This window comes from uncultured Bradyrhizobium sp. (genome assembly GCF_947648125.1).
GTDB lineage: Bacteria > Pseudomonadota > Alphaproteobacteria > Rhizobiales > Xanthobacteraceae > Bradyrhizobium.
The window spans coordinates 144,666-160,950 of record NZ_CANSMR010000002.1 but is presented as its reverse complement, the minus strand read 5'-3'; the positions used below and the strand labels follow the sequence as shown (position 1 = coordinate 160,950).

The window sequence follows — 16,285 nt, the reverse complement described above, 5'->3', positions numbered from 1 at the left end:
CGCCGCATGTGCATTTGTCATCGCGCCATTAACGACAGCGCCGCATTTCTGGCATCGGTCGCGATCGCGAATACTCGGTACATTTCTAGTCATGCCGACAACCCCATCAGTTTGCGCAACATGCCGATCTCTTCCTGTTCGGGCTCGCGCTGCAGTCGAGGCGGATCGCCGGCAATGAGGTGGCGTAGCCGCAGAGCGCGCAGCGTCTCGCGGTCGGCAAGACGAAGGTGAACAGTCATAGCGCGGTCGACGTAGCCGAGCGTGCCAGCGATCAGCACGACCTCGCCATCCTGATAAACGCGCAGCTGCTCGGTGCGCGGGTTCAGGGCGCCGGCGAGTTGCTGAAGGTTCATGACCGTTCGCCCCTTTGCTCGGTGATCACAACCGCTATCGCCTTCTCGCGTCCGTTCCGTGGATCAATCCCGCGCTCGAATCGCACGCGATCGCCTTTGTAAGGCTGCACGTCCGGCTCAAATGCACTGATATGCGCAAAGACGCTGGCGCCCCCATCATCCGGCATGATGAATCCGAAGGATTTTTCAATTTGCCAAAAGGTGATCTTGCCTGTGGTGATCATGGCCGGTCACCACGACAACGGCGCCGGCTGCAGCGGCTCCTCGATCACGATCGGCGGCACTTCGCGCTTATCAAGCAACTGTTCCACCAATGCAGGATTTACCTCAAACCAACGACCAGGAGAGGCGCCGTCGGTGTTGGACTTGGTGGCGCGAGCGATTGAGAGGAATGTCGGCACCGGCATGTCGACCACCCAGCTGCCATCGGCGCGCGGCCGCGGATGAAAGAAGCGACGGCGGTCGACGGACTGAATCGAGGTCGCGCCTAGCTCCGGCGGGATCACGACCTCAATCGTTGCGGGTGATGCCGGCGGCACCTGCGTCGCCTGCAGGGCGGCCGTGTTGCGCCGTTCCAGCTGACAGCGCCGCAAACCGGCGCGCTCCAGCACGTCCTCATCCTCGGTCGGCGAGGCCGGCATGTTCAGTAGAGCGGCCTCGATCTCGGCATCGCTCATCTTGGCGATGCGCGCGGCGCGCAGTTGCTCGGATGTAAACAGGTCGGTCATGGTGGTCCCTCATGGTTTTGGAAAGTTGAAGCCAAACTCGGGCTCGCCGTGATGTCGGACAACTCGGATGGTGTCGTAATCGGTGAGCGCGCCTCGGTTAGGATCGATGCCCAGGCGGCGCAGCTCGCGCTCGGCGAAGGCAACCCAGCCGTGGCACCCGCCTTCTGGTGCCGACAGCTTCCGCGCAACGGCACAGATTGCCGCCGCAAGATCGTCATGGCCATTCGAGGCGTGGTCGACGGCATCGCGACCGGCCGAGCCGACCTTGCGACGCAGACCGCATAGCTGGTCGATGCTGCGCTGATGGTCGATCAACCGGATTCGGCGGCTGGTGAAGAGTGGCAAAGCCTCGACGTAGGTTTCTGACGTGGTGACCGGACTGGGTGTCGCGGTAACACCAAAGCGGGCAAACGCGGACGGCACCCATGCCGCGCCGTAGTGGTCGACGGTGATTTCCCGAATGCCCCATTGCCCGAGGAGAATCTGACAGAACATCGCCACCGCTTCGTCGGGGTCGAAAGGTGGCGTAATCTCGGCGAGCGCATCGACGATCACGATCTCACGGCCGGCCGGATCGACCAGCTTATGGGCAATCGCCAACGTCATGGAGTCGCGGCCGGTGCCACCGGCAGGATCGACATGGGCGGCGTAGCGATGTCCGATCCGGACGCAGCGACCACCGATACCCTTATCCACGGCGGCCTCGACCACGGCGCGGGGCAGGAAGGCTGCGACCTTTTGGCGGAATGCGCCGCCATACTCGCTCTCGGCTGCAGCCGGGTCGTCGGCAAAGGCGCGGTCGATCACGTCCCGCGGAAGTTTCGAATTTAGGGTGCTGGTCGGCGCCTGCACGACCAGCATGCGGGAATCGCCCTGTGGGCCGGCATGACGCTTGTGTAGGTCGTAAACGATGCCTTCCATCGCAGACGGAGACGACGTTATCATCATGATGCCGCCGGTCGTAGCCAAGGCCGGTTTCAGCGCGACGACGATCTCGCGGTCAGAGTTGGCGGAGTCCTCGCCGCTGTACAGGAACGCGGCCTCATCGAGTCCGACCAGGACACATGTCGAGCCGCGAGCACGGCGCCAGTCAGCGGACTGAACCTCGAGATCAACACCACGGGCCAGCGTCAGAGACGATTGAGTCTCGCCCTCGATCGTTCCGGACAAGAGCGAACTAGCCTCAATGATGCCTTTGGCGTAACTCAAGACGTTTTGCGCCTGGCGCTGCGACGGGCTGACGAGCAGCGCAAGCCCGCGTTCGCCGACGCTCAGTGTGTCGGTCCAGTCGACCAGGGTCGAAAGATAAACGCCGAGCACGGCCATGGCGCGCGATTTGCCAGATCGCCGACCGGCGATGACCAGCCATATATCGACCATGCAATCCGGCTCGTGGTCGCGGCCGGTCAGCTCGCGCCAGATCATGCGCTCGGTATCGGTCAGCGGCTCGCCCACGGCGGCAATCAGTAGGATGCGCCAGTTCAGCCAGCTGTCGCCCGGGAGCGCGTGGCCCAGCACATCCGGATCGGCGAGCGCCTCGCGCATGGTAGTAAGTTTGCGCATCAGACGCTCTCCCGGCGACGCGCGATGTGCGCCTCGATCGCGGCGAGCGGGTCGACCTTTTGCGGTGCTGGCGGTTCCGGCTTCATGCCGTTGGTCCGTTGAGCGCGGACAATCTGATCGCGCACCTTGCCGGCGGCGACGATCTTGCCGCGACGCTCCAGCGTGCGAGCCAGGATTGTCAGGCTGGCAATTTGCTCGACGGCAAGCCGGTCTGCCATGGTCGGCGCGCGGCCCAATCCGTCGAGCAAACCCTGTTCAATGGCGGTCTTTGCTGCGCGGTCGGCGGCCCTCAGCTCGTGATGACGTTTCCAGCCGCGACTCTTCGCCGGTTTCGTCGCAGTATCCGTCATGCGGGACTCCCGGTCAGTTGCGCCGCAATCGTGCGGGCCAACATGCGTGCCTCGGCCAAATCGTCTGGCTTGATCCGTAGCCGCGCGGCCTCGATGTGGAGATCGATGCGGCCGACCAGTTGCTCCAGCCGAGCGACCAGGACGGCGTCGACATGCCGAGGTCGATGTAGGGCGAGCCTCATGACGCTTTCGAGCGCGGCGAGATCGAGCGTCGTATCGACGTGCTTCAACCAGCGCTTCAGTTGCTTGACGGCTAGGACGGCGCCGGCATCGCCAGCCACGGCACGGCGTAGCGCGGACGTTGTGGCGCGGTCGCGCTTACGGCCGGCTCGCTCATGCGCCCTGATCCCAATGGGCGGTTGAAGGCGTGATCCAAGCGGTGCGGGCATGATTGCCTCAGCTGTGCGGGCGCACGGCCTCACTGAGCGCCGCACAGGTTCTCACTGTGCGGCACGCCCATGTTGGCCGGCGTTGGTGGAGGGCGATTGCGAAGAGTCGTTCGCGATACGTTCTAAAATATACCGGGTCGCATAAAAATCAATAAGCCATTGACGGAACTTGAATTTTTACCAGATTGGTAAATCCGGAGGTTCCCTCCGGTAGGTTCCGCATGGCATCCAGAACGGCCAGCCGTGGCCGGTGAGAGGCCATCCGTTCGGCCGGTGCCGAGCCCGGCCGGGATCACGCGGCGCGATGGACGGCCCGCTGCGAGGAACTAGGACATTTCCGGTCCGTTACAGCAGTCGGTCCCTTATCGTTGGGAGGGTGATTTCTATGCGGCTGTATTCTGATCGGATCGACGGTGTGGAGATTGCCCTAGCCAGCGCTGTGGCGGTGTCGTTCATCGCGCTTCTTGCCAGCATCGCGTGGCTACTGATCGGATAACCACCCAGAGACCTCTACAGCGGCTTGTCGTCCGGTCGGGGGCAGACATCGCACCAACGCATGGGCCAGGCTGGCGCGCGTCCTGAGTGACGAAAGACACTGCCTGAACGGGGATGACCGTCGCCAATATTGCGACAAGGGCTGGACTCCCCGGAGGGCCGTCAATGATCGATCTCGCGCTTGCCGCCGCTGCCGTCGTCTCGATGGCGGTTGCCGCAATGTTCATTGCCACCGATCGTAACGCCATCAGGCGCCACGTTGGTGATCAAGGTGGGGATCACGACGCCGCGCCGCAGTCCTGATCGGGTGACGAGCGGGCCAGGCGATGGACGGGGCCGGCGCGCGGGCTGGCGGGGCGGCGCGTACACACTGTCCGCCTTTTTGGTGGACTGTTGGTCAGCGGATGTCGAGAGTGCAGCGCCCGATACGGACTATTCGTCAGGCGTGACGGCACGCGTCTGTAGGTACTGGCACGGCGTACCCTCTTGCTCGTCGCCCTTAAGCTTGAAACAGGCCGGATGGCAGATATCCCTCGCTTCGGAGATCGCCTTCATGTCCAGCTTGAGGGCTGCTTGCTTGAGGCTTCGCATGTCGCCGAAGCCCTTGTCGGTGCTGCGCCCGTCATTGTTGAAGATCAGGTTCGGACAGAGCTGAGTCAGGGCCCACGCATCGAAGAAGTGACACATGGACGAGCAGCCGCGCGCTCCTGCCGGGCCCGCCGAAAATACAAGCATCAAAATGAAAGCCAGTCTTTTCATTCGCCGCGCTCCTTGTTGAGCGGTTGGTGCGATCGAGATCGTCAGGCGGCGATCATGCGCGAGATGGCGGTGGCCGTTCAGGGGAGCGGGTATTTCTCTCCGTCGAAGACGAAGGCACCGGGAAGGACACTGAGCAGAGTCAGGATTTTTGCTGCATCGCTGCCTCTTATACGAATTTCCCACTCGCCCTTGTTCTGACAAATCCGGCTTCTGTAGCGGCGCTTCATGTCGCGAAGTATGGGCGGCAACTCATCTGACTTGATGGTGGCAACGATCTCGACCGACTGGTGCGCGAAGCTGTCGAGTAACTCCCTTACGGCATCGGATACATGCGGCCTTTCTGTCATGAGCACCTCGTTGTTCGTGTTTGACGGGAGCAGAAGGGGTCGACGGTGAGGATGTGGTCAGGCGGCCCCGACGACGCGCTGTACGACACTGGTGCCGACGCCGAGCGTCTTGCCGATCTTGAGGATACCCATACCCTCGGCGCGCAGGGCGCGGATGCGCTGCTCAACGGCGGGCTTCACCGGCTTCCGGCCCAGCGTCTTGCCCTGCGCCTTGGCCCTTGCAAGCCCGGCATTGACGCGCTCAACGATCATGGCGCGCTCGAATTCGGCGAACACGCCGCACATCTGGAACATGGCGCGGCCGGATGGCGTGGTCGTGTCGAGTGCTTGCTGATGCAGGTACAGGTGACAACCAACGGCCTGTAGCTCGCCGAGGAAGCCAACAAGGTTTTGCAGACTGCGGCCGAGGCGGTCGACGGACCACGCCGCTATCATGTCGATCTTGCGCGCGGTGGCATCCCTCAGCATGCGGTCAAACGCCGAGCGCTTGTCGCGGCCCTTGGCGCCGCTGATCCCGGCATCCTCGTAAACCTGGACGATCTGCCAGCCGGAGCGCTCGGCGACGGCCTCCAGCTCACGACGCTGGTTCTCGGTGGTCTGGCCGTTGGTGGAAACCCGGAGATAGATGCCGACGCGCCGCATGGTGAAACCCTCCGTTGGATGGCTCCAACCATACGCCTACCTATACGGAAATAAAGATCGCGGAAGCCATTGAAAACACGGCGTCGGCAATCGGCAAATTCAAAGGGGTTTTCCGTATGGCCCTGCAATTCAGCCGCCCTGATCCCGCGCTCGCGCTATCCGTGATATGCTGCACCGTCCCTTACGCGAAGGCTGGGTCGATGAAGATCCCCACGAGCGAAGTGATCATTACCGCCGCCCTGGTGGTGCTGTTCGCGCTCGTGTTGTGGTTTGGCGCCTTGCTCTAGACTTCGGACGCCCGGCGCGCCGGTCGACCGTCGAGCAGACGAGGGGACGGTCACACTTCGATGGTGGTCGAAAAATAACCGCGGGTCGGATGTGCGTGGTGGCAAAAAACCCGTGGCAAGGGTAAGGACAAATCGGCAGGCGGGCCGCCCCGAAAGCGGGGTCGGGGTTAGCGGCCTGGCCCCCACCCAGGTTTGTACCAATCAGACGGCAGCACCTCCCGCTGCCAATGCCGAGGGTTGCCGTAACTGCCGCCGCGCTTTGGCTGCCCGAGATCGTCGAGATAACGTGCACAGGTGCGTTGGCAAGTGTCCCGGAGCTGGTCTTCACAAGGCCAGTAGAGGTCCAGATTAACACCATCGATGGCGAAGGCACCATAAGCACGATCACAGCTGTCCGCGTGAGCGGGGTTCTGACTCTTCGTACAATTACTCATGCAAACGTCGAATCGATCAGCCTGTGCCGGATTGCTCGCGATCAATCCCAGCACAGCCACAGACGTTATCATCGCAACAGGTCGAGGCTTCCGCATGTTGCACCTCCATCCCGGCGTGAGGTCTCCGCAGGGTTCCGCCGATTAAGTCTGCTGCGGAGGCGTGAAGGTTCACCATTGCCGCCCTGAATGGGTTCACGCCGTTGGCGAGCGCGTCGCGCAGGCGGCCGGCCACGTGATCGGCCGTCACCGCTGAGCTGCACACGATTTTCAGATATTGAGTCAGCTGACAGTCCAAAGGGACATCTCTGGGACATTTTCGGGACATTTGGGCCGTTCTGCCATGTCCCATTATGTCCCGTTGCGTCGGAATCACTGTAATTTACGGGGTTCCGGCGGGACATTGTGGGACATCACGCAGTTCAGGGACGCGGCCGTCCATCCACTGAGACTCTTACGGTGCTCGCCACTCGCGAATAGTGCGGTTTCCGTGCTTCAGCTGGAGTGCGACGATGCCGAACGTCTCGAAGGCGATGCCGTCGAGGTTGATGGTGCTGATGGTCTCGATGGCCTGCACCACGATCGGACGCGAGATGTTACGCTTAATTGCGTCCGATTTCTTAATAGACTCTAAGAACTCGGACGGGGTTTTGCGTAACGCTCGCATGTTCCGCATACGCTTAGCGGCCTGCGCATTGGAACGCGCCTTCTTCTCTTCCGGTGACAGGTTCAGCGTCGCGGGTCTGCCCGGCTTGCGGCCGGTGCTATTCGCAGCCCGGCTGGCGCGCTTCCGCGCAGCATCCTTGGCGCGATTGATAGCGGCTCGCGCTATGCCGTCGTCGTCGTCTGACGCGCCCACAAACCGGAAATCTCCGCTGATGGACATGCGGTCAAGGACGGTGATCTCCAGCGTCGTGGCGAATTGATCATTGGTCCAGCGCTTGCCGCGCTTCTCGACAATCTCGACGAGGAAGTCGATTTTAATGGGTGAGAGGCGCGTGTGGCGCTTCAGCCAGTTCCGGACGCCCTGCCTTGGATTGGTTGGATTGGCGAGCCACGCATGGTCAGCGCAGCAGAGGAGGATACGCATGCCGCGCGTGGTCAACGGCAGCTTGGTCCAGCCCCTATGCTCGAAGGCCTTGCGGGCAATGGCGAGCCGGCCACGCGCCTGGATCACAGGGAAGTCGGAGGAGGTGGATTTTATGTCGCAGCGCTCAGCATCTTCGCGAACAGCGTCGGCGAAGGCGGCGTTGATGTCGTCGATGGTGGGGCCGGTGGCGCTCATCGGTGCCACCTACAGCCAGGTCACGAGCGGGCGCTTTTTCGCCGGGCTCGGCCTCTGTTGATGTTGACACTCAGCGCCAGCGCGCCCATCTACATCGTGACTCATCGGTCGGAATCTCCGGTGTGTTGATCGTGGCAGATCGTTGAACACCAAGCCCTTCCGGTTTCGCCGCCGGAGAGGCTTTCTACTTTTCAGAGATAGTCATCCGTCTCGAATCTGCGAGACCTTGCGCTTGACCGTCACGTAGGGTGCTGCGCTCTCGACCACGTACGGCCGCCACACGCGCTCCGGAACATTCGTGCGCATCGCCTTGCTGTCGATCTTCTCGCTGGTGTGGGTCTGGACCGTCACCACGTAGTCGTCGCCGATCAGCGGCAAGGTGCCGGTGATGAAGCCTTGGCGCAGCTCGGCCTCGGCGGTCTTCAGTGCGGCGATCTGCGCGCGGATATCGGCGAGACGATCGGCGGGATGGCGGTTGGTGGCGGGGAGGGGATTGCCGGTCACGGGCAAACCTTCCTCGGCAGGAACGCAGGCAGCTCGATTACATCTTCCGCCATGATCGCGATCATCGGCGGTTTGGGCGTAGCCGGTGGAACGTCTTGCAAGTCAATGCCGGGGTTTTCACCCAAAGTTTCCGCTATCGTATTGATTTCGTTAGATTCGCCCTGGTTCGCTAGGGAGCGCCATCGGCGCCAAACCGGAAATCCAGCAGACTCAACGAATTGTCGCACAGGCGACCGCCTTGCCATGCGGTTCGGCTCACTGTGAACAACGGCACAATCAATGTAATTCGCTGGTTTTTCGCAACCTTTTGTAAAGCCCGCGGCGATACGGCTGAGCCGGGGATGATGTGATGGCTTTAGGATCCAAGAAGCGCGAAACGCGCAAATCGCTGCGTCAATCCGGCTGGATCACGCTCGACGGCGGATTCGCCGCGCGGCCTTGCGTGGTCGAGGATATCTCCTCGTCGGGCGCAAAAATCACCGTGCAGGACAACAATACGCTGCCGGCCAAGCTGCGACTGGCGTTTTCGCGCGACGCCCGCACCGGGCGCGCCTGCGAAGTGGTGTGGCGCGAGGGCAAGACGTTCGGCGTCAGATTCGTGAACTAGCCTGATCCGGCCGCGCGCGATAAAAGGCCGGATGCGCAAGACCTGCTTCGCCGTCATCGCCGTCCTGCTTCCCGCCGCTGCGTTCGCGCAAGTCGGCGATCGCCGCAATTTCCAGACGCCGCCCGATGCCGGCAGAAACCTGCCATCGAAATCCGTGACGCGGAGCAATCCCTGCGCGTCGTTCGGACCGGGCTTCGTCAAGGTCGAGGGCTCCGACACCTGCGTGAAGCTCGGCGGCGCCGTCAGTGTCGGCGCGGGGGTGTCCAGCGGACGCTGAGCGGCTTGCCGCTCACGACATCGGCGGCGCGACGATGCGGACGAAGGCCGGCCGCTGCGCGATCTCGCCGAACCACCGTTCGAGATGGGGCAGCTTCGGCTTCGTCACGCCCTCGACGCCGAACCAGCGCCGCGCAAAGGCGCCGAGCGCGATGTCAGCGATCGTGAACTGATCGCCCTCGACGTAGCGGCGACTTGCAAGCTGCGCCTCGACGACGCGCCACACCACGCCCGCGGCATCGGCGTCCTTCTGGATCTGGACCATGTCGCGCTTTTCCGGCGCCGTGCGCACCAGCCCCCAGAACAAAGGGCGCTCGACCGGTTGCAGCGTCGACAGCGTCCAGTCGAGCCAGCGGTCGACAGCGGCGCGCGCCTTCGGGGATTGCGGATAGATCGGCGTGCCCTGACCATAGGCCATGCACAAATAGCGCATCACCGAATTGGATTCCCACAGCACATAGTCGCCGTCGACCAGCGTCGGGACGCGGCCGTTCGGATTCATCGCGAGATAATCAGGCTGATCGTTCTTGCCGAACTGCATGCCGGCATCGATGCGCTGATAGGGGATGTCGAGTTCGGCGAGACACCAGAGCACTTTCTGCACATTGACCGAATTTGGTCGGCCCCAGATCGTCAGTTGCGGCTTGCTGTCCATCACGCGTTTCTTTCCGCTGTTGTGCTTTGCGCGCGTTCTTAGCTGAACCGTCGTCGAAATGCGTGGGCTGAATTGTACCGAGCGCAAAAAAGAGGCTCCGCCGCGATGCGGCAGAGCCTCGTCGATACCAGTCAAATCGCGGTCAGTGACCGAACAGCAACCACAGCACGACGATCACCGGGATCGGCACACCCAACAGCCAAAGCAAAATTCCTTTTCCCATCTCGTCGCCTCCTCGCATTCCTCGTGTAAGGAGGCAACGTCAACCAAAGCGTCACGTTCCTCGCGATCGCTCCGCGTTTCACGGATGGAGAAACGCGGATTAGGAACATGCGCGTGGGCGCGGCGTTACCAGTGCCCGGTGTTCGGCATCGAGGCCCATGGTTCGGCCGGCGCCTTCGGATCGCCCTTTTGCAGGATCTCGATCGAGTGCAGGTCGGGCGAGCGCACGAACGCCATGTTGCCGTCGCGCGGCGGACGATTGATGGTGACGCCCATCTTCATCAGCTTCTCGCAGGTCGCGTAGATGTCGTCGACCTCGTAGGCGAGATGGCCGAAATGGCGGTCCTCGCCGTATTTCTCCTCGTCCCAATTGTAGGTCAATTCGACCAGCGGCGCGCCGCGGGTTTGCGGCAGCGACTTGAGCAGATGGAGGTCCTCCTCCGCGCAGAGAAACACCAACGTGAAGCGGCCTTTGTCATTGTCAATGCGGCGCACTTCCTTCAGCCCCAGCGCGTCTTGATAGAATTTCATCGCGACATCGAGATTGCGGACGCGCAGCATGGTGTGCAGATAGCGCATTTTCTTGTCCTCCTGGGAATTCAGAGATTTTGTTTGGGCTCGGGCGAGACGCGCCAAGAAATAGCAGCAAAACGCGCCGCGGGGCAGGGGCTCGCACGACTTTTGCCGACCGTTCGGAGCGGTTGCGTTCTCAAGCTTTCGCGAGCCTTCGCTCCGAGCGATCGGCGACACGCTCATGCAGCGCGCGATACGAGAAAGCCCCGCCCAGGAAAATTCTGGGACGGGGCTTTCGTGGTCGAGCCTTGGAGGCACGGCCCTCTATCTCATCGAATGCCCATCACGGCCAATCAAGGACGCGCGAGGTTGGACCTCCTCTAAAAAAGCAAAACCCCGCGCGTGGGCGCGCGAGGTCTGATGCCGACCGGCCTTGGGGTGATCGTGCCGTCAAGCGCACATCGAGCGGTGCTCGCGGCGGCAGGTTCCAGCATCCCAGAAATAGAAAGCCCCGCAGGCTGGATGCGGGGCTTTCCCAGTTGACGGACTGGGGATCTCTCAGGGCGTGAGCCGTCAACTGTTGGGGACCAAACTTAAGGTTGAATTTATAAAATGCAACAGCGCCGCGTAGACGGAATATGCTCGTCCCACAGCGCTGCGCCAAACGCTGGGCCCTGAAATCCCCAGCGCACTTATGTCTTGGCACTGCGCAAAAGGTTCAAAGGAAAAGCCCGGCGAGGGGGATTTGCGGCGTCGCCCAACGGCTGCCGGGGGCGGTGGTCCCGGGGGCACGCGCGACATGCGTCGGCGCGCGCCGCCACGTGTGCAATGCAAGCGCCTCAAAGCCGGTTGCGGTCTCACACCTTGATGTCGAGAAGGGTCTCGACGGCATCGCGATCGGCCTTGTTCTTGGCGGCGAAGACGTCGAGCACGTCCGCGCTGATGATGCGCGGCTGCTCCTTCGCCGTTTGATCGACGACGAGCTGCACTCTGGCTTGCGTCACTTCGACAGGTACGGGGTAAACGAGCATGGCTCTCTCCCTCCGGCTGTCGAACCCTGTCAGGGCTTTCTTAATGATTTGTAAGCACCTGAACCCGCGCTTGCGGTTCGAATCGACGGCCGGGCGGTATCGGCCCGCTCGCCTGCCGCCCTGCTTGGCGGCATACTGCGGGCCTGCGGGACCTGACGGCGCGATCGATGAGGAACGGGCTCTATTCGATCCATATCCATATGATGGACGGCGTGCGGGGCCGCGACAGCGGTGTCCTGATCCTGCGCGATGGGCTGCTGATCGGCGGCGGGCCGTATTTCTGGTCGATCGGGGCCTATACGGCGGGCGAGGGCACGTGGAAGGGGCATCTCAGGACCAACCAGCATTCCCCGTTTTCCGATCCGTTCGCGCGGCCGCTGTTCGCCGGCCAGGAGGTGACGAGCGGCTTCTCCGGCACCTTCAGCGGTGACCATGCCGAAGTGTTCGGGACCGTGCTGGTCGGAACCCGCAGCCTGAGCTTCCAGGCAACCCTGAAAAGGCTGGCCGACGCCTGATTGCGGCGAGGCTGTGGACGAGTGCGCAGCAAGCTTCACATTCTGCTTGGCAAATCGGCCTGTCGGGGTTGTGGATTTGCTGCGGACAAGCGCTGGATATCGTTGTGGATGATGTCGCGCGGCCAATGAGGCTGCCCGACGACCCCTTACCGGGCCACCGCTAACCCTACCAGGTTAGGTTAAGGGCAGCATTGCGTTGTCACGACCTGCGATTGCAGTTGAGATGGCTGCAGGTGACAGCCATGACGCCATCGTTCCATAGCGCTGACAGACCGACCCACCGGCGCGTGATGGTGGTGGGCTTGCTGCTCTGTTCCGCCTTTGTCGCGATCAGCTTCTGGCTTCGGCCGCAGCCGGAGAGCGGCAAGGTGCTCGTGAAGGCGGACCGGCTGGTCCGCACGGCGGGAGAGGCGCGGAAATCAAACTAGAGGAAATCAAACTAGAGGAAATCAAACTGGAATCGACAAGCCGAGCCGCGTCCCGGCGCTCAGTCCGGCAGCTTCCCGCTCGGATGCTTGTGATACATCGCGATGCCGATAAAGCCGGCAAAGCCCATCACATTCAAGAGCAGTTCCATCCACGCCGGCATCGATGCCAACCTCGCTTACGTCAAAGCTAATCATTGAGGTTGTGTTTTTGTTCCAGCGCTAACCGATGGTAGCTTTGCGCTATCGCATGGCTGCGGAACCCGAACAGGCGTTTGCTGCAACCATCCCATGGCGCCCGCGTTGGTCGACATAACCACGTGAGGAGGTTCCCCATGAAAAGGACATTGGCAGTTTTGGCGACAATTGCGACGGTAGGCGCGACGATGGTCAGCGCGCCGGCGCAGGCGCGTGGTCTCGGCCCCGGCCTCGCATTCGGTCTGGCAGCCGGCGCACTCGCCGCGGGCGCCGCCGGGGCGGCGTACGGCGCGTATGGCCCATACTACTACGGGCCCGGCTACTATCCGGGCTACTATGGCCCGCGCTACGGCTACTACGGTCCTGGACCCTACGCCTACTATCGCGGCCCGTATTATCGGCACCACTACTACCGCCATTACTGGTAACGGCGACGAGCCCGGAGCACATCGCTCCGGGCTTCTCAACTGCGTGTCATGATGTGATCGCGCGTGCGTGTGTTCGCATCGTCCGTCCGGCGAGCGCACGCGGTCGGCGGGACATCAAGCGCTCTTGCGCTGCAATCCACTCCAGACATTGCCGAGCGTGTTGTCGTAATATTCCTGGCGATCGCGCTCGAACTTCTGCTGCGTCGCCCGGAAGCTGGCAACGCGTGCGACGATCTCTTCGCGCTCGCGCGCGGCACTGTCTTTCTGATCGGCCATTGCCCATCCTCTTCGTCGTGGTCCTATCCCCGCCGCGCATTGGCATCAGTGAATTGGGCGTCAATGCGGAGCAGGCTTTGCAGGATTGTGATGAAGCCAAGGCAGCCGAAGAGGCAGCCGAAGAGCGACGAAGCTGACGCGCCGGCGGAGCAGGTCGCCGACGCAACCCGATCGCCGCGGCCTCACCGCCGATCGCGCGCGTGATGGTTGAGCTCGCAATCGCTCCGACCATGCTATAGTCGCGGCCGGCCAACCGGATCATTCCCAGTGATTGCAAAAGATCTGCGCAGCGGCGTCGAGCGGCTCGGCAACATGATTGCCGAGGCATCGTCGATCGTGCCCTTCACCGGGGCGGGTATCTCCACCGAGTGCGGCATTCCCGACTTTCGCTCGCCTGGCGGGCTGTGGACGCGCAACCGGCCGATTCCATTCGACGAGTTCGTAGTCAGTCAGGAGGCGCGCGACGAGTCATGGCGCCGGCGCTTCGCGATGGAACCGACATTCGCGGCCGCCAAGCCGGGGCGTGGGCATCGAGCGCTCGCGTCGCTTTACCGGGCCGGCAAGGTTCCCGGCATCATCACCCAAAACATCGACAATCTGCATCAGGCGTCGGGCTTCAAGGCCGACGATGTCATCGAGCTGCACGGCAACACCACCTACGCCCGCTGCATCGGTTGCGGCAAGGACTACGACCTCTCGTGGGTGAAGTCGCAGTTCGACAAGACCGGCGGTGCGCCGGACTGCGCGGAGTGCGGCGATCCGGTGAAGACCGCGACGATCTCGTTCGGGCAGTCGATGCCCGAAGATGCGATGCGTCGCGCAGCGGAACTCGCAAGGCACAGCGACCTGTTCCTGGCGATCGGGTCATCGCTGGTGGTGTGGCCCGCTGCGGGCTTTCCGATGATGGCGAAGGAGAGCGGCGCGCGGCTCGTGATCATCAACAACGAGCCGACCGATCAGGACGACATCGCCGATCTGGTGATCCGGCATGACATCGGCGACACGCTTGGTCCTTTCGTAGGCAATTGACGCCTGATTGATTCGCGGCTGTGCAAGCCTGTTCATAGTTCCCGCAAGAATCGTTTTTTAGCTATGCCCGGCAAGCGGGAGTGTTATCTTTTGGTTGAGAGATTCGCGCAGCGTCCAAATGAGTTGGTCATGGAAAGCAGCGTGTACAGGGTGCGCCGCAACGTCGGCGCTCTGCATTTGATGTGTGGGGTCCGGGGTCATGGGGTCGGACGGATTTGAGTCCAAGAAGCTCGGCGGACCGCCGATAGGCGGAGTTGGGCAAAGCAGGATTGCACAAGGCGAGTACGGCAGCGCGCCGCGCGATCCGGCGCTGGATGCCTTCTCCGGTCTCGGCGACACCGCGGCGAACCTCGTCGAAGTCTCCGGCGTCATCAAATGGTTCGACGCCTCGAAGGGATACGGCTTCATCGTCCCCGACAATGGCTGGCCCGACATTCTGCTCCACGTGACGGTGCTGCGGCGCGACGGCCACCAGACCGCCTATGAGGGCGCGCGGCTCGTCGTCGAGTGCGTGCAGCGCGCGAAGGGCTACCAGGCATTCCGCATCGTCTCGATGGATGAGTCGACCGCGATCCATCCGGCGCAGATGCTGCCGCCGCGAACCCATGTCACCGTGACCGCGACCAGCGGGCTCGAGCGCGCACAGGTCAAGTGGTTCAACCGGCTGCGCGGCTTCGGCTTCGTGACTTGCGGGGAGGGCACGCCCGACATCTTCGTGCACATGGAGACGTTACGCCGCTTCGGCATGACCGAGCTGCGCCCCGGCCAGTACGTGCTGGTGCGGTTCGGGCCCGGCTCCAAGGGCATGATGGCCGCCGAGATCCACCCGGAGACCGGTCCGTCGGCGCTGTCGTCGCACTGAGCCCCGAACTGAACTCCCTGACGGAAACGTGAGCCGCCGGCGAGCCGTCAGTGCTCTGGCATTTGCCGCAATCATCGGGTTAGGGTCCGCCGGAAAATCTTCCCCGGTGTGAGTATTTGTCGATGAATTTCGATTGCATGGTTGGGCGGCTCCGGCCGTGGCTGTTGGCCTCCCTCATCATGGTGTTCGGCGGGCTGCTGGCCCCGGCCGCGCAGGCTGCCAGCGTCCAGCCGCTCGAGATCGTCACCAAGTCAGGCGTGCACGTCTTCTCCGTCGAAATGGCGACCACCGAGCAGGAGAAGGAGACCGGCCTGATGTACCGGAAGGAGCTCGCCGACGGCAAAGGCATGCTGTTCGACTTCACGCCGGAGCAGGAAGTGTCGATGTGGATGAAGAACACCTACATCTCGCTCGACATGATCTTCATCCGCGCCGACGGGCGCATCCTGCGGATCGCCGAAAACACCGAGCCGATGTCGACCAAGATCATTCCGTCGCGGGGGCTCGCCAGGGGCGTCCTCGAGGTGATTGCCGGCACCGCGCAGAAATACGGCATCCAGCCCGGCGACCGGGTCGGCCACCCGCTGTTCGGCGGCCACTAGCTCTCTGTTCCCTTGCGGTTTCCGGACGGGAAACCGTTGCCGATCTTCGAGCCGGAAGTCGCGCACCGGCGCCTTGCTGGCGCTGGCTGAAGCGTGTATCCACGGGGCTTCTCGGAAATGTCGGGGTATAGCGCAGCCTGGTAGCGCGGCAGTTTTGGGTACTGCAGGTCGTTGGTTCGAATCCAGCTGCCCCGACCATTTAAATCAAAGACTTGATAGGCTTTTCGAGGCTTTTACTTCCCAGATTTTGCGTCTGGGAAGAGCATCGAAGGAAGGAAGAGGGCGGCGTTTCGGACAAGTCCGTCGAACTTACCGATCCGGCCACCGAACTCGCCGATCTTGTTGAGCGGCTGCGACCGACGAAGCCGAATGCCGACTGGATTAGAAGCAATCCGGGTCGGTCAAAACGATGCGAGCTTTGTTGATCTGCTTGCGATATCGCGGTCTGTTGGCATCCCGAAAGAGCAAGCGCGGGACCGAAGCCCCGCGCTCCGCTCCTCGCAACTTCAGCCG

At 62.5% G+C, this 16,285-nt stretch carries 25 protein-coding genes and 1 tRNA gene; 11 read left to right on the top strand and 15 right to left on the bottom strand.

Features of this window, described 5'->3' with window-relative positions:
• Nucleotides 1-89: 89 nt before the first annotated feature.
• Genes Q0030_RS04365 through Q0030_RS04340 form a run of 6 tightly spaced genes read right to left on the bottom strand, consistent with a single transcriptional unit; the run spans nucleotide 90 to nucleotide 3,275 of the window.
• On the bottom strand, nucleotides 90-353 hold the full coding sequence (locus Q0030_RS04365) for a hypothetical protein (protein WP_298363426.1): 264 nt from the start codon (nucleotides 351-353) through the stop codon (nucleotides 90-92).
• Complete coding sequence (locus Q0030_RS04360; RefSeq protein ID WP_298363425.1) at nucleotides 350-577, bottom strand: cold shock domain-containing protein; 228 nt, start codon at nucleotides 575-577, stop codon at nucleotides 350-352. The genes Q0030_RS04365 and Q0030_RS04360 overlap by 4 nt, the downstream gene beginning before the upstream one ends.
• A 6-nt stretch (nucleotides 578-583) precedes the next feature.
• Nucleotides 584-1,081, bottom strand: a complete 498-nt coding sequence (locus tag Q0030_RS04355; protein WP_298363424.1) for a hypothetical protein — start codon at nucleotides 1,079-1,081, stop codon at nucleotides 584-586.
• Nucleotides 1,082-1,090: 9 nt separating this feature from the next.
• On the bottom strand, nucleotides 1,091-2,644 hold the full coding sequence (locus Q0030_RS04350) for a hypothetical protein (RefSeq protein ID WP_298363423.1): 1,554 nt from the start codon (nucleotides 2,642-2,644) through the stop codon (nucleotides 1,091-1,093).
• Nucleotides 2,644-2,994: a hypothetical protein gene (locus Q0030_RS04345; protein WP_298363421.1), complete on the bottom strand. Its 351-nt coding sequence runs from the start codon at nucleotides 2,992-2,994 to the stop codon at nucleotides 2,644-2,646. Before Q0030_RS04345 ends, Q0030_RS04350 begins: the two co-directional genes overlap by 1 nt.
• Nucleotides 2,991-3,275: a hypothetical protein gene (locus Q0030_RS04340; RefSeq protein ID WP_298363419.1), complete on the bottom strand. Its 285-nt coding sequence runs from the start codon at nucleotides 3,273-3,275 to the stop codon at nucleotides 2,991-2,993. The genes Q0030_RS04345 and Q0030_RS04340 overlap by 4 nt, the downstream gene beginning before the upstream one ends.
• Before the next feature lie 768 nt (nucleotides 3,276-4,043).
• On the opposite strand from Q0030_RS04340, the gene Q0030_RS04335 reads away from it, so the two are divergent.
• Nucleotides 4,044-4,181, top strand: coding sequence for a hypothetical protein (locus Q0030_RS04335; protein WP_298363417.1), 138 nt, complete (start codon nucleotides 4,044-4,046; stop codon nucleotides 4,179-4,181).
• 129 nt (nucleotides 4,182-4,310) lie between these two features.
• Here Q0030_RS04335 and Q0030_RS04330 read toward each other — a convergent pair whose 3' ends face one another.
• The 3 genes from Q0030_RS04330 to Q0030_RS04320 form a co-directional block, all read right to left on the bottom strand.
• Complete coding sequence (locus Q0030_RS04330; RefSeq protein WP_298363415.1) at nucleotides 4,311-4,637, bottom strand: hypothetical protein; 327 nt, start codon at nucleotides 4,635-4,637, stop codon at nucleotides 4,311-4,313.
• A 77-nt stretch (nucleotides 4,638-4,714) separates the two neighbouring features.
• Nucleotides 4,715-4,984 (bottom strand): hypothetical protein, encoded by a 270-nt coding sequence (locus Q0030_RS04325; protein WP_298363412.1) that lies wholly within the window; start codon nucleotides 4,982-4,984, stop codon nucleotides 4,715-4,717.
• Nucleotides 4,985-5,041: 57 nt separating this feature from the next.
• Nucleotides 5,042-5,626 carry a recombinase family protein gene (locus Q0030_RS04320; protein ID WP_298363411.1) on the bottom strand — a complete coding sequence of 195 codons (585 nt, stop codon included), beginning with the start codon at nucleotides 5,624-5,626 and terminating at the stop codon, nucleotides 5,042-5,044.
• Between the two features lie 14 nt (nucleotides 5,627-5,640).
• On the opposite strand from Q0030_RS04320, the gene Q0030_RS04315 reads away from it, so the two are divergent.
• Nucleotides 5,641-5,913: a hypothetical protein gene (locus tag Q0030_RS04315; protein ID WP_298363406.1), complete on the top strand. Its 273-nt coding sequence runs from the start codon at nucleotides 5,641-5,643 to the stop codon at nucleotides 5,911-5,913.
• 885 nt (nucleotides 5,914-6,798) lie between these two features.
• Here the strand turns inward: Q0030_RS04315 and Q0030_RS04310 are convergent.
• Together Q0030_RS04310 and Q0030_RS04305 are read right to left on the bottom strand one after the other, a co-directional pair.
• A complete protein-coding gene (locus tag Q0030_RS04310; RefSeq protein ID WP_298363404.1) occupies nucleotides 6,799-7,629 on the bottom strand; it encodes a hypothetical protein in 831 nt (276 codons plus the stop codon).
• Between the two features lie 201 nt (nucleotides 7,630-7,830).
• The gene (locus Q0030_RS04305) at nucleotides 7,831-8,133 is read right to left on the bottom strand and encodes a hypothetical protein (RefSeq protein ID WP_298363403.1); all 303 of its coding nucleotides are present in this window, start codon (nucleotides 8,131-8,133) and stop codon (nucleotides 7,831-7,833) included.
• A gap of 349 nt (nucleotides 8,134-8,482) precedes the next feature.
• On the opposite strand from Q0030_RS04305, the gene Q0030_RS04300 reads away from it, so the two are divergent.
• Both Q0030_RS04300 and Q0030_RS04295 read left to right on the top strand, forming a co-directional pair.
• Complete coding sequence (locus tag Q0030_RS04300; protein WP_298363401.1) at nucleotides 8,483-8,740, top strand: PilZ domain-containing protein; 258 nt, start codon at nucleotides 8,483-8,485, stop codon at nucleotides 8,738-8,740.
• A gap of 31 nt (nucleotides 8,741-8,771) precedes the next feature.
• Complete coding sequence (locus Q0030_RS04295; RefSeq protein WP_298363400.1) at nucleotides 8,772-9,017, top strand: hypothetical protein; 246 nt, start codon at nucleotides 8,772-8,774, stop codon at nucleotides 9,015-9,017.
• 12 nt (nucleotides 9,018-9,029) lie between these two features.
• On the opposite strand, the gene Q0030_RS04290 is transcribed toward Q0030_RS04295, so the two are convergent.
• The 3 genes from Q0030_RS04290 to Q0030_RS04280 all read right to left on the bottom strand — a co-directional run bounded on the left by Q0030_RS04290 (nucleotide 9,030) and on the right by Q0030_RS04280 (nucleotide 11,437).
• Nucleotides 9,030-9,671 carry a glutathione S-transferase family protein gene (locus Q0030_RS04290; RefSeq protein WP_298363398.1) on the bottom strand — a complete coding sequence of 214 codons (642 nt, stop codon included), beginning with the start codon at nucleotides 9,669-9,671 and terminating at the stop codon, nucleotides 9,030-9,032.
• Between the two features lie 348 nt (nucleotides 9,672-10,019).
• On the bottom strand, nucleotides 10,020-10,472 hold the full coding sequence (locus Q0030_RS04285) for a VOC family protein (RefSeq protein ID WP_050420326.1): 453 nt from the start codon (nucleotides 10,470-10,472) through the stop codon (nucleotides 10,020-10,022).
• A gap of 791 nt (nucleotides 10,473-11,263) precedes the next feature.
• Entirely contained in the window at nucleotides 11,264-11,437 is a 174-nt protein-coding gene (locus Q0030_RS04280) for a hypothetical protein (RefSeq protein WP_298363396.1), read from the bottom strand.
• A gap of 167 nt (nucleotides 11,438-11,604) precedes the next feature.
• Here Q0030_RS04280 and Q0030_RS04275 point away from each other — a divergent pair, with 167 nt between their 5' ends.
• From Q0030_RS04275 to Q0030_RS04265, 3 genes are all read left to right on the top strand, one after another.
• Nucleotides 11,605-11,952, top strand: a complete 348-nt coding sequence (locus Q0030_RS04275; protein WP_298363394.1) for a GrlR family regulatory protein — start codon at nucleotides 11,605-11,607, stop codon at nucleotides 11,950-11,952.
• Between the two features lie 242 nt (nucleotides 11,953-12,194).
• Nucleotides 12,195-12,380: a hypothetical protein gene (locus Q0030_RS04270; protein WP_298363392.1), complete on the top strand. Its 186-nt coding sequence runs from the start codon at nucleotides 12,195-12,197 to the stop codon at nucleotides 12,378-12,380.
• Between the two features lie 332 nt (nucleotides 12,381-12,712).
• Nucleotides 12,713-13,003: a hypothetical protein gene (locus Q0030_RS04265; RefSeq protein ID WP_298363390.1), complete on the top strand. Its 291-nt coding sequence runs from the start codon at nucleotides 12,713-12,715 to the stop codon at nucleotides 13,001-13,003.
• Nucleotides 13,004-13,117: 114 nt separating this feature from the next.
• On the opposite strand, the gene Q0030_RS04260 is transcribed toward Q0030_RS04265, so the two are convergent.
• Nucleotides 13,118-13,279: a hypothetical protein gene (locus tag Q0030_RS04260; protein ID WP_171947559.1), complete on the bottom strand. Its 162-nt coding sequence runs from the start codon at nucleotides 13,277-13,279 to the stop codon at nucleotides 13,118-13,120.
• 267 nt (nucleotides 13,280-13,546) lie between these two features.
• On the opposite strand from Q0030_RS04260, the gene Q0030_RS04255 reads away from it, so the two are divergent.
• The 4 genes from Q0030_RS04255 (at nucleotide 13,547) to Q0030_RS04240 (ending at nucleotide 15,970) form a co-directional block, all read left to right on the top strand.
• Nucleotides 13,547-14,308, top strand: coding sequence for a Sir2 family NAD-dependent protein deacetylase (locus Q0030_RS04255; protein WP_298363388.1), 762 nt, complete (start codon nucleotides 13,547-13,549; stop codon nucleotides 14,306-14,308).
• A gap of 199 nt (nucleotides 14,309-14,507) precedes the next feature.
• Complete coding sequence (locus Q0030_RS04250; RefSeq protein WP_298363387.1) at nucleotides 14,508-15,170, top strand: cold-shock protein; 663 nt, start codon at nucleotides 14,508-14,510, stop codon at nucleotides 15,168-15,170.
• Between the two features lie 179 nt (nucleotides 15,171-15,349).
• Entirely contained in the window at nucleotides 15,350-15,772 is a 423-nt protein-coding gene (locus tag Q0030_RS04245; protein ID WP_298364563.1) for a DUF192 domain-containing protein, read from the top strand.
• Nucleotides 15,773-15,893: 121 nt separating this feature from the next.
• Nucleotides 15,894-15,970: transfer RNA gene (locus tag Q0030_RS04240), tRNA-Pro, on the top strand.
• Nucleotides 15,971-16,285 lie beyond the last annotated feature (315 nt).

Bases quoted from the DNA above. Each gene is read 5' to 3' on its own strand.
- Q0030_RS04365 (WP_298363426.1), bottom strand. From the start codon at position 353: ATGAACCTTCAGCAACTCGCCGGCGCCCTGAACCCGCGCACCGAGCAG.
- Q0030_RS04360 (WP_298363425.1), bottom strand. From the start codon at position 577: ATGATCACCACAGGCAAGATCACCTTTTGGCAAATTGAAAAATCCTTC.
- Q0030_RS04355 (WP_298363424.1), bottom strand. From the start codon at position 1,081: ATGACCGACCTGTTTACATCCGAGCAACTGCGCGCCGCGCGCATCGCC.
- Q0030_RS04350 (WP_298363423.1), bottom strand. From the start codon at position 2,644: ATGCGCAAACTTACTACCATGCGCGAGGCGCTCGCCGATCCGGATGTG.
- Q0030_RS04345 (WP_298363421.1), bottom strand. From the start codon at position 2,994: ATGACGGATACTGCGACGAAACCGGCGAAGAGTCGCGGCTGGAAACGT.
- Q0030_RS04335 (WP_298363417.1), top strand. From the start codon at position 4,044: ATGATCGATCTCGCGCTTGCCGCCGCTGCCGTCGTCTCGATGGCGGTT.
- Q0030_RS04330 (WP_298363415.1), bottom strand. From the start codon at position 4,637: ATGAAAAGACTGGCTTTCATTTTGATGCTTGTATTTTCGGCGGGCCCG.
- Q0030_RS04325 (WP_298363412.1), bottom strand. From the start codon at position 4,984: ATGACAGAAAGGCCGCATGTATCCGATGCCGTAAGGGAGTTACTCGAC.
- Q0030_RS04320 (WP_298363411.1), bottom strand. From the start codon at position 5,626: ATGCGGCGCGTCGGCATCTATCTCCGGGTTTCCACCAACGGCCAGACC.
- Q0030_RS04310 (WP_298363404.1), bottom strand. From the start codon at position 7,629: ATGAGCGCCACCGGCCCCACCATCGACGACATCAACGCCGCCTTCGCC.
- Q0030_RS04300 (WP_298363401.1), top strand. From the start codon at position 8,483: ATGGCTTTAGGATCCAAGAAGCGCGAAACGCGCAAATCGCTGCGTCAA.
- Q0030_RS04295 (WP_298363400.1), top strand. From the start codon at position 8,772: ATGCGCAAGACCTGCTTCGCCGTCATCGCCGTCCTGCTTCCCGCCGCT.
- Q0030_RS04290 (WP_298363398.1), bottom strand. From the start codon at position 9,671: ATGGACAGCAAGCCGCAACTGACGATCTGGGGCCGACCAAATTCGGTC.
- Q0030_RS04285 (WP_050420326.1), bottom strand. From the start codon at position 10,472: ATGCGCTATCTGCACACCATGCTGCGCGTCCGCAATCTCGATGTCGCG.
- Q0030_RS04280 (WP_298363396.1), bottom strand. From the start codon at position 11,437: ATGCTCGTTTACCCCGTACCTGTCGAAGTGACGCAAGCCAGAGTGCAG.
- Q0030_RS04275 (WP_298363394.1), top strand. From the start codon at position 11,605: ATGAGGAACGGGCTCTATTCGATCCATATCCATATGATGGACGGCGTG.
- Q0030_RS04270 (WP_298363392.1), top strand. From the start codon at position 12,195: ATGACGCCATCGTTCCATAGCGCTGACAGACCGACCCACCGGCGCGTG.
- Q0030_RS04265 (WP_298363390.1), top strand. From the start codon at position 12,713: ATGAAAAGGACATTGGCAGTTTTGGCGACAATTGCGACGGTAGGCGCG.
- Q0030_RS04260 (WP_171947559.1), bottom strand. From the start codon at position 13,279: ATGGCCGATCAGAAAGACAGTGCCGCGCGCGAGCGCGAAGAGATCGTC.
- Q0030_RS04250 (WP_298363387.1), top strand. From the start codon at position 14,508: ATGGGGTCGGACGGATTTGAGTCCAAGAAGCTCGGCGGACCGCCGATA.
- Q0030_RS04245 (WP_298364563.1), top strand. From the start codon at position 15,350: ATGGTGTTCGGCGGGCTGCTGGCCCCGGCCGCGCAGGCTGCCAGCGTC.